Origin of the sequence: Mesorhizobium sp. M5C.F.Ca.IN.020.32.2.1 (assembly GCF_004023105.1) — a bacterium.
GTDB lineage: Bacteria > Pseudomonadota > Alphaproteobacteria > Rhizobiales > Rhizobiaceae > Mesorhizobium > Mesorhizobium wenxiniae.
Genome location: NZ_RZSX01000141.1, coordinates 1 through 9,658, shown reverse-complemented (window position 1 = coordinate 9,658; position 9,658 = coordinate 1). Strand labels below are relative to the sequence as shown.

The 9,658-nt window shown below is 63.1% G+C and carries 10 protein-coding genes and 1 pseudogene; 6 read left to right on the top strand and 5 right to left on the bottom strand.

The genetic code is table 11. From position 1 onward, the window contains the following. The 5 genes from EOA86_RS09865 to EOA86_RS09840 all read left to right on the top strand — a co-directional run. The coding region (locus tag EOA86_RS09865; protein ID WP_128341429.1) for a TOBE domain-containing protein at nt 1–486 on the top strand (486 nt) is incomplete at its 5' end. A 17-nt stretch (nt 487–503) separates the two neighbouring features. Next, entirely contained in the window at nt 504–1,778 is a 1,275-nt protein-coding gene (locus EOA86_RS09860) for a glycosyltransferase (protein ID WP_128341427.1), read from the top strand. Nucleotides 1,779–2,015: 237 nt separating this feature from the next. Continuing rightward, the gene (locus EOA86_RS09850; protein WP_127210881.1) at nt 2,016–2,366 is read left to right on the top strand and encodes a cupin domain-containing protein; all 351 of its coding nucleotides are present in this window, start codon (nt 2,016–2,018) and stop codon (nt 2,364–2,366) included. A gap of 24 nt (nt 2,367–2,390) precedes the next feature. Beyond that, entirely contained in the window at nt 2,391–2,735 is a 345-nt protein-coding gene (locus tag EOA86_RS09845; protein ID WP_023800538.1) for a cupin domain-containing protein, read from the top strand. A gap of 19 nt (nt 2,736–2,754) precedes the next feature. Then, nucleotides 2,755–4,263 carry an aldehyde dehydrogenase family protein gene (locus EOA86_RS09840; protein WP_128341425.1) on the top strand — a complete coding sequence of 503 codons (1,509 nt, stop codon included), beginning with the start codon at nt 2,755–2,757 and terminating at the stop codon, nt 4,261–4,263. Nucleotides 4,264–4,295: 32 nt separating this feature from the next. On the opposite strand, the gene EOA86_RS09835 is transcribed toward EOA86_RS09840, so the two are convergent. The 5 genes from EOA86_RS09835 to EOA86_RS09815 all read right to left on the bottom strand — a co-directional run bounded on the left by EOA86_RS09835 (nt 4,296) and on the right by EOA86_RS09815 (nt 9,100). Continuing rightward, nucleotides 4,296–5,057, bottom strand: coding sequence for a glucose 1-dehydrogenase (locus EOA86_RS09835; protein WP_128341423.1), 762 nt, complete (start codon nt 5,055–5,057; stop codon nt 4,296–4,298). Between the two features lie 10 nt (nt 5,058–5,067). Then, on the bottom strand, nt 5,068–5,880 hold the full coding sequence (locus tag EOA86_RS09830) for an ABC transporter permease (protein WP_128341421.1): 813 nt from the start codon (nt 5,878–5,880) through the stop codon (nt 5,068–5,070). Then, on the bottom strand, nt 5,880–6,743 hold the full coding sequence (locus tag EOA86_RS09825; protein WP_127210877.1) for an ABC transporter permease: 864 nt from the start codon (nt 6,741–6,743) through the stop codon (nt 5,880–5,882). The genes EOA86_RS09830 and EOA86_RS09825 overlap by 1 nt, the downstream gene beginning before the upstream one ends. 76 nt (nt 6,744–6,819) lie before the next feature. Then, nucleotides 6,820–7,983 (bottom strand): spermidine/putrescine ABC transporter substrate-binding protein, encoded by a 1,164-nt coding sequence (locus tag EOA86_RS09820; protein WP_127210876.1) that lies wholly within the window; start codon nt 7,981–7,983, stop codon nt 6,820–6,822. Further along, nucleotides 7,964–9,100: an ABC transporter ATP-binding protein gene (locus EOA86_RS09815; protein WP_127210875.1), complete on the bottom strand. Its 1,137-nt coding sequence runs from the start codon at nt 9,098–9,100 to the stop codon at nt 7,964–7,966. The genes EOA86_RS09820 and EOA86_RS09815 overlap by 20 nt, the downstream gene beginning before the upstream one ends. 113 nt (nt 9,101–9,213) lie before the next feature. Between EOA86_RS09815 and EOA86_RS09810 the strand changes: the two are divergent. Then, nucleotides 9,214–9,658: pseudogene (locus EOA86_RS09810) on the top strand (helix-turn-helix transcriptional regulator); the annotation flags it as partial.

Here is a 9,658-nt window from a genome sequence, read left to right as displayed (position 1 = left end):
GACCAGGAGGAATCGCTCGTCATGGCCGACCGCATGGCGGTGCTGAGAGACGGCAAGCTGCTGCAATGCGACACGCCGCATGCGGTCTACGAGCATCCCGCCGACCGTTTCGTCGCCGACTTCATCGGCGTGATGAATTTCGTGCCGGGCAAGGCCACCGCCGACGGGGTGAAGGCAGCGGACGGCACACGGATCGTCGGAACGGTTCCCTCGCCTCTGGCTTCCGGCGCAGCGGCGGTCGCTTCAGTGCGGCCCGAGCGAATCCGGCTTTTCCCGTCGCCAGAGACAGCCAACCGGATCGCCGGCACGGTCGAGGCGCTCGCCTATCACGGGCTCGACCTGCAGCTGCATGTCCGCACCGCTCTGTCGCCAAAGCCGTTCCTGGTGCGCGTCACCGCCGACGCCGCCGACCGGCGCCCGGTCTCGTCGGGCGATGCGGTCGAACTCGGCTGGGATGCCGCCGACGTCAGAATTTTCGCAGATTGATTGGAAGGAGAAGCTTGATGGCTCAGAAGAGGATCGCGTTTTTTCCGGAAGCAGCCTACGGCCCGGCGCTCAATTCGGTCGGCATCGCCCAGGCGGTCGAGGCGCACGGCCACAGAGCGGTGTTCCTGTCGGACCCTGGTTTCCTCGATGTCTACAAGGGCTACGGCTTCGAAGCTCATCCGGTGAACCTGTCCGAGCCGATGCTGCCCGAGCAGATGGCAAAGTTCTGGGAAGACTTCATCAACGGCCACATCCCGAACTTCCGCAAGTCGCCCTACCACCAGGTCGACAACTACGTGAAGGATTGCTGGGCGGCGATTGTTGACAGCGCCAAATGGGCCGAGAAGGACCTGCCTGGTGTACTTGCGACGATCAAGCCGGATGTTATCTGCGTCGACAACGTCATCCTGTTCCCGGCGATCAAGCAGTATGGCAAGCCGTGGGTGCGCGTCATCTCCTGCTCGGAAAACGAAATCGAGGACGAGGATATCCCGCCGCATCTGTCCGGCTGCGGTGAGAATGACCACGCCTGCCATCGGCGCTACCGCGATCATTTCAACGCGGTCATCAAGCCGATCCATGACGACTTCAACGCGTTCCTAAAGGCGAACAACGAGGCGCCGTATCCGATCGGCCAGTTCTTCGAGGCTTCGCCCTATCTCAACCTGCTGCTCTATCCCGAGGCGGCAAAGTTCAAGCGCCGCCATCCGCTCGACCCGGCAAAATTTCAGTATCTGGAAGGCTGCGTGCGGCAGGAGAAGCCCTACACCGTGCCGACCTTCGCGAAAAACAATGACGGGCCGCTGCTCTACGTTTCCTTCGGCAGCCTTGGCGCCGGCGATGTCGATCTGCTGAAGCGCATCATCGCGACGCTGGGCAAGACGCGCTACCGGGCGCTGGTCAATGTCGGGGGATACAAGGACCAGTACGCGCAAGTGCCCGAAAACGTCATCGTCGAGAGCTGGTTTCCGCAGCCCTCGGTCATCCCGCAGGTCGATGCGGTGATCCACCATGGTGGCAACAACTCGTTCACCGAGTGTCTCTACTTCGGCAAGCCGGCGATCATCATGCCCTATGTCTGGGATGGCCACGACAACGCGACGAGGGTCGAGGAGACCGGCCACGGCTTCGGCATGCCGCGCTACGACTGGAGCGATGCCGAGCTGATCGCCAAGATCGAAGCGTGCCTGACCGACTCGGCAATCAGGGCCAAGCTGGCGAAAACGTCGGCGCAGATGCAGGCGCAGAACGGTCCCGAGAAGGCGGCGGGTTTGCTGGAGAAACTGCTGTGACCGGGCTGATGGGTATGGCATTCCTTCGCGCCCCCCTCTGTCCTGCCGGACATCTCCCCCACAAGGAGGGAGATTGGCTATCATAATGCTTTCGCCAATCGCCAACTTCGCAAATGGGGCGCTCTCGGCGAGGCTGCCGATCTCCCCCCAAGTGGGGGAGATGTCCGGCAGGACAAAGGGGGGCGCCGTAGAGCGAAGGCCTCTCGAAAATGAGGGTCGCACCAACGGAGTACCCACATGACCTCCTCCGCGCCACATCTCCACCAGGCTTCCACCCGCGCCGACCTCATCGACTGGGGCACCCAGCCCAATGCGCTGGAAGGTGCTTCGCACTCGACCGGCAGGCTGGTCCACAAGGGGCCGAACAACCAGCCGGAATCCGGCATCTGGGTCTGCACGCCCGGCCGTTGGCGGCTGGCGATTCCGCACGACGAATTGTGCCATTTCGTTGCCGGCCGCGCGACCTACCGATCAGATGACGGCGAGGTGATAGACGTCTCCGCCGCCACGGTGGTCATGTTCCCGGCCGGCTGGGCGGGTGAATGCACCGTCCACGAAACCATTCGCAACATCTACATGCTGGCCTGAAGCCAGCCACTGGAGCTTCACGACATGCCGACACCGATCATGAAATCGCCGCTCGCCCTCACCGACCTGGTCGACTGGGGCGTCATCCCCACCATGATCGAGGGCGAATCCCGCACCTCCGGCAAGCTGCTGCACAAGGGACCGGAGGGCCGCTCCGAATGCGGGCTGTGGGTCTGCACCCCAGGCAAATGGCACTGCCATGTCACCCGCGACGAGTTCTGCCATTTCCTCGAGGGACGCTGCACCTATGTCCACGAATCCGGCGAGGTGATCGAGATCGAACCAGATACTGCGGCGTTCTTTCCGCAGGACTGGAAGGGCGTTTGCACTGTCCACGAGACGATCAAGAAGGTCTACATGATCCGCTGAGCGGGTTGAAAGGAAGACCATGGAATTCTCCGCTGACCGGCCAACCTTTTTCGTCAATCCGGATTATCGGCCGATGACCGGTGCGGCAAAACCAGTAATCGATCCGGCGACGCTGGAAACCGTGGGCGCCATCGCTGCCGCAGCCGACGGCGAGATCGATGCCGTGCTCACCGCGGCGACCAAGGCGCAAACGGCGTGGAAGAAGCTCGACGCCAAGAGCCGCGCCAGACATCTGCATGCTGTCGCCAACGCTATCGAGGCGGCCGACTTCACGCGCTGCGCCGAGCTGATGGTGCGCGAGATGGGCAAGCCCTATCCGGAAGCGATCGGCGAGATCGCCAATTGCGCACCGATCTTCCGCTATTACGCCGAAATGGCGCGTGACGACGCCGGCAAGGTCGCCGGCACGACGCAGGCCGGTTCGTTCCAATATGCGCGCTACGAGCCCTACGGCACCTCGGTGCATATCATGCCCTACAACTTTCCGATCCTGTTGATGTGCTGGACCGTCGCCGCTTCGCTTGCCGCCGGCAATGCCTGCGTGATCAAGCCGGCCGAGGCGACGACATTGTCGACGCTGGATTATATCAAGGTGTTCCGCTCACTGCCGGAGGGCCTGGTTTCCTGCCTCCCCGGCGGGGCGGCCACCGCTCAGGCGCTGATCGCTTCCGACCGTACCCATGCGGTCGCCTTCACCGGCTCGGTCGCTGCCGGCAAGGCCGTCGCCGTCGCCTGCGCCGAGCGCATGAAGCCTTGCGTGATCGAGGCCGGCGGCAGCGATCCGCTGATCATCAGCCAACACGCCCCGCTGGACGTGGCGGCCGCCGGCAGCGTCACCGCCGCGTTCCATCTCACCGGCCAGGTCTGCACTTCGGCCGAACGGTTCTTCGTCGTCGATGCCGTTCACGATCGCTTTGTCGATCTGTTTGCCGAGAAGACACGGACGCTGCGCATCGGTAACGGCCTCGACAAGACCGAGATCGGGCCGCTGGTCAGCGAGGCGGCGCGGGCGAAAGTCATGCGGCTGGTCGACGATGCGATCCGAAGCGGCGCCAAGGCGGTCACCGGCGGACGCATTCCGCCGGCGCACAATGTCGGCTGGTTCTACGAGCCGACAATCCTGACCGGCATCACTCCAGACATGGCGATCGTGCGCGAAGAGTGTTTCGGACCGGTCGCCGCGATCTGCCGGGTCAAGGATTTCGATGAAGCGATAGAGCTTGCCAATGACAGCCCGTTCGGGCTCGGCGCCTCGGTGTTCACCACCGATCTTGCCGAAGCGCATGAGGCTGCGGAGCGGCTCGAGGCCGGCATGGTCTGGGTCAACAATCCGCTGATCGACAATGACGCGCTGCCGTTCGGCGGCTGGAAGGCGTCTGGCCTCGGCCGCGAACTTGGACGCCAGGGACTGGATGCCTTCCGCCGCTCGAAGATGGTCATCATCGACCACAAGCCGGTGATCCAGGACTGGTGGTATCCCTATCCCGACAGCTGGTTCCGCGAGGCCGGCGGCCGCAAGCACGTATGAGGTGACACGGCCAAGCGCATTGTCGCGAAATGTCAGCCGATGCTCTCGCCGCCGTCAATCACCAAAGCCTGGCCGGTCATGAAGGACGAACGATCGGAGACGAGGAACAGGATCGCTTCGGCTATTTCTTCGGCGCTGGCCCAGCGCTGCATGGGAATCTTGGTGCGGACATAGCGTTCGATCGCATCCCGCCCGCCCATCTGGGCGATGAAGGGCTCGTTGAAGGGCGTATCGACCCAGCCCGGACAGAGTGCGTTGACGCGGACATTGTGCGTGGCATAGTCGAGCGACATCTGCCGGGTCATCGCCACCACGGCATGTTTTGAGGTTGCGTAGGCGATCATCTCGCGGTCGTAGAACACACCTGAATTCGAGGCGGTATTCAGGATGACGCCGCCGCCCTGTTCGATCATCGACGGCATGACGAGCCTGGCAGCGAGGAACTGTGCCCGCACATTGATCCGCCACGAGGCATCCATGCCGTCGACGCCGACTTCGGTCAGCGTACCGCCGACCTGGACTCCGGCGTGATTGTGCAGGATATCGATCCGGCCATGTTTGCCCAGCGTTCCAGCGATGAGTTGCTCGACCGCCGCGTCCTCGCCGACATCCGTGGCGATCGCCTCGGCCCGGCCGCCGGCGGCACGGATGTCGAAAGCGGTGGCTTCGCCGGCAGCCTGATCCCTGTCGGCGATCACCACCACCGCGCCTTCCCTTCCGATGATCATGGCACCGGCGCGCCCGATGCCCGACCCGGCGCCCGTCACCACGGCGATGCGATCTTTCAGAATCATGATGCGACTTTCAGTTTGATGGGTTGCGTTGGCGCAATTGCCATTGGGCAAGCACCACAAGCAGCACCGAGGCGACGAGCACGATCGTCGCGATGGCGTTGATTTCGGGCGTCACGCCGCGCCGGATCGAGGCAAAGACATAGATCGGCAACGTCGTCTGTGCGCCGGCGACGAAGAAGGCGACGATGAAATCGTCGAACGAGAATGTGAAGGCAAGCAGGAAGCCGGCGATCACCGCCGGCATGATCTGCGGCAACACGATGCTGCGGAAAGTCGTCAGCGGGGTGGCATAAAGATCACTCGAAGCCTCGACCAGATTGCGGTCGAGGCTGCCGAGGCGTGTGCCGACGATCATCGCCACCAGCGCCATCGAAAACAGGCCGTGCGCGGCAATGATCGACCCGTAGCCGAGCGCCAGCCGTGGCGGCTGGTCGTTCGGCCACAGCGACGCGAGAAACGGATTGACGACCCCAAATAGCTGGACGAGCGCGACCAGCGTCGAGATGCCGATGACAACGCCCGGAACCACGATCGCAGCACCGAGAAGCGCATCGAAAACGGCGCGTGTTCGCGCGCCGACACGCGCCAGGCCCAGCGCCGCCGCTGTGCCGCACAGCGCCGCGAGCAACGCGCTGGTGGTGGCGATGAACAGGCTGTTCTTCAGCGCTTCGACCAGGAAAGGGTTCGACAGCGCCTTGCCGTACCATTGCACCGAAAAACCGGTGAGCTCGCTGGCGTGACGGCCGACATTGAAGGAGAACAGCACCACCAGCGCGATCGGCAGGTACAGGAAGGCAAAGACCGCAACGACGAAGGCGCGCATCAGATCAGGTCCACCCGACGCGCGCCCGAAAGCCGGGTCGAAATGCGGTTGGCGGCAAGCAGCACCACCACCGAAACCAGAACCAGCGTGATCGCGATTGCCGATCCGAACGGCCAGTTGCGCGATTGCAGGAACAGGTCGACCAGCGCGTTGCCGATGAAGAAGACCTTGCCGCCGCCGAGCAGCGTCGGAATCAGATATTCGCCGAGCAGCAGGATCATGACCAGCGAGAAGCCGGTCATCACACCCGGCAGCGACAGCCGCAGCGTCACACCAAGGAATGTCGAGACTGGTGTTGCGCCTAGGTCGGCCGAGGCTTCCAGCAGCCGGCGGTCGAGCCGCTCGAGGCTGACATAGATCGGCAGGATCATCAGCGGCAGATAGCCATAGACGATGCCGAGCAGGACTGCGCCCGGCGTGTTGATCAGCCGCACATCTTCGAACCCGACATAGGCCAGCAATGCCGGGATGCCGCGCCCGCCCAGAATATACATCCAGGCGTAGGTTCGCATCAGTAGGCTAGTCCAGAACGGGATGACGACAAGCGCAAGCAGGATCAGCCGCCACCGCTCCGGCGCGCGCAAGGCGAGGTAGTAGGCGACCGGATAGGCGACGAGAAGACAGGCCAGTGCGCCCGCCGGCGCCAGCACCATCGTATTCCAGAAGGCGGCCGCCCGCGCCGGAAGATTGGCATATTGCGCCAAGGTGAAAGCGGCCTGATAGCCGCCTTCCGGCGCCCGCTCGCCAACGCTGAAAACGGCGATCGCGACGAACGGCAGGACCAGAAAGACCACCAGCCACGCGGTTGCTGGACCGAGCAGCAGCGCGGTCAGCAGATTGTGACGAAGGACATTGCTGCGCATTGAAAAACCGCCCCGGTGCCGGCGGACATCTGCCCGCCGGTAGAGTTGCCTGCATCGGACCTATGGCCCGCCCGGTTCAAGCCGACTTGAAGCGCGCCATCAGTTCGGCCCGGCCCGGATCGGTCAGCGTCGCAGCCGCACCGAATTCCAGCGGCTTCAGCAGATCCGCCGCCGGGTAGAGGATCGGATTGGCCAGCACTTCCTTTGGCAGCAGCGCATTGACCCGGGCATCGGTGGAGGGCGCACCGTTGGCCAGGTGCTCCTTGACCGCGACTTTGGGGTCCATCAGGTAGTTGAGCAGGGCATAGCCGGCGGGCTTGTTGGGCGCATCCTTCGGAATGGCGTAGAAGTCGGTCCAGATCTCGCCGCCCTCCTTGCCAAGCACATAAGCGATCTCCGGAATGTCGCGGTGAAGCTGCGCCCCGTCATTGGTCCAGCACATCGTCATCCAGGCGTCGCCGGCACGCATCGACGGCTGATAATCGCTGGAAACCGCAAACAGATGCGGCTTGACCTTCAGCAGCAGTTCCTCCGCCTTGGCGAGTTCGTCCTGCTTCAGCGAGTTGAACGAGAAGCCGAAATATTTCAGCGCATTGCCGATCGTGGTGAGCTGGTAATCATGAACCATGGTCCGGCCGTCGCCTTCCGCCATGGCCGTGTCCCAGAATTCCTTCCAGCTCGTCATCGGCTTGGTGAGCTTCTTGGTGTTGACGGCAAAGCCGGTGGTGCCCCAATTCTTCGGCACCGCGTAGGCCACGCCGTCGATCGTGCCTTCCCCAGTGAAGCGTGGGTCCTGTTGCGAGCCGTCGAAATTGGCGAGCTTGGCCATGTCGAGCGCTTCGATGATGTCGAGTTTCTTATAGGTGGAGATCGTGTAGTTGGTCGGCACGAAAAGGCTCCAGCCAGAAGCGCCGGCCTGCAGCTTGGCCAGCATCTCCTCGTTTGACCCGAACACATTGACCTCGACGGCGACGCCCGTCTCGGCCTTGAAATTCTCGAACGTCGCCGGGTCGTGGTAATTGGGCCAGGTGGCGATCGACATGCGGTCGCCAAGACCCTCTTGGGCGAAGGCCGGCGACGGCATAATGCCGAGCTCGCGGGCCATCACCGCCGTTGCGATGCCAAGACCGGTGAGGCCAAGGAATTCGCGGCGGCCGATGGAACCGCGCTTGAGGCGCATCAATTGGTCGACGAATTTTTCGGGGCTTATCGGCAGTCCGTCACGATATGATTTCGACATGTTTGTTTTCCCTCTGGTTGGTCCCGTTGTTCTTGGTATCAGGAAACGCGAGCGGCGTTCCGGCTGTAAAGCCGATGGCGACGGGTTCACCCGGCTTGAAGAGATTTTTACTGCCGATCAGGTGATCGGCCTTGGCGAGCAGCGTTCCGATACCCCCGACCTCGATCGCATATTCCGCGGTCGAGCCCAGAAAGATCCGGTTGCGGATAATGCCGTTGAACCGGCCGCTTCCCGGCGCGCCGAGGCTTAAAGATTCAGGACGCAGGCTGACCGCAACGGCTTCGTCCTGCCGCAGCGAAGTCCGCTTGCGCGCGGCTATGACGGTACCGTCGGCAAGCGCTACCTCGACGAGGTTGCCCGAGTGCCCGGCGACCTTGCCGCTCAAGAGATTGGTCTTGCCGACGAAGTCGGCGACGAACAGGTCGGCGGGCTCGTCATAGATTTCGCTGGGCTGTCCGAGCTGGACGATGCGCCCGCCATTCATGACGCAGACGAAATCGCTCATCGACAGGGCTTCTTCCTGGTCGTGCGTGACAAGGACGAAGGTGATGCCGATCTCGCGCTGCAGGTTCTGCAACTCGATCTGCATGTCTGTGCGCAACTTCTTGTCGAGCGCCGCCAGCGGCTCGTCGAGCAGCAGCACCGCCGGCTTGTTGACCAGCGCGCGCGCCAGGGCGACACGCTGCTGCTGGCCGCCGGAAAGCTCGTGGATCTTGCGGCGGCCGTAGCCGGCAAGCCGCACCATGGCGAGCGCCTCGCCTGCCCTCAGGCTGATCTCCCGCGGCGCCAACCGCGGCCGCGCCTGGCGCAGCCCATAGGCGATGTTGTCCTCGACATCCAGATGCGGGAACAGCGCATATTGCTGGAACACCATGTTGACCGGCCGCCGGTAGGGCGGCGTGCCGGCCATATCGCGGCCGCGGATGAACACCGCACCTTCGCTCGGCTGTTCGAAGCCGCCGATCATGCGCAGGCAGGTTGTCTTGCCGCAGCCGGACGGCCCGAGCAGAGCGACAAAGGCAGATGGCGGGATGGCAAGATCGATGCCGCTGACCGCAGTCACGCTGCCGTAGCGTTTGGTGACCCCGCGAAACTCGATATCGGGTACTGCGGTCAAAGCTGCGGGCTCCAGCGAAGGCGATTTTCACGACGCTATCAGAGCCAACGGTGACTAGTATATACCTCGCGGGTGGTATACTTGGTCTATTTTCTCATTTAAAGGGGTATAAATTGAACGTATCGCGCAGCGACGAATACAACCAGCTCGCTGCGCTCATCGCTGCGACACGGGAGACGAGCGGCGAGCTTTTCGGCAAGGCGATGGTCACCTGGCTCCGGCAGCATGTCAGCTTCGATCACTGTGTGGTCTTCGGGTATCGCGGCGCCTCGCGCCCGCCGCTGCTGTTCGAGACGTTCTCGCCAGCCGAAAGCCACGTCTTCGTAGCGCTCTATCAGGAGGGGCCTTATCTGCTCGACCCGTTCCACCACGCGGCGGTCGAGCGCAAGGAAGGTTTTTGGCGCATGCGCGAGCTGGCGCCGGACCGCTTCTATGCCAGCGAATATTACCGCTCCTACTATAGCCAGACCAAACTGGCCGAAGAGGTCGGCTTCTTCGTGCCGCTGCCGGGAAAGGACGCGCTGGTGGTCTCGCTGATGCGACTGCATGCTTCGGGAC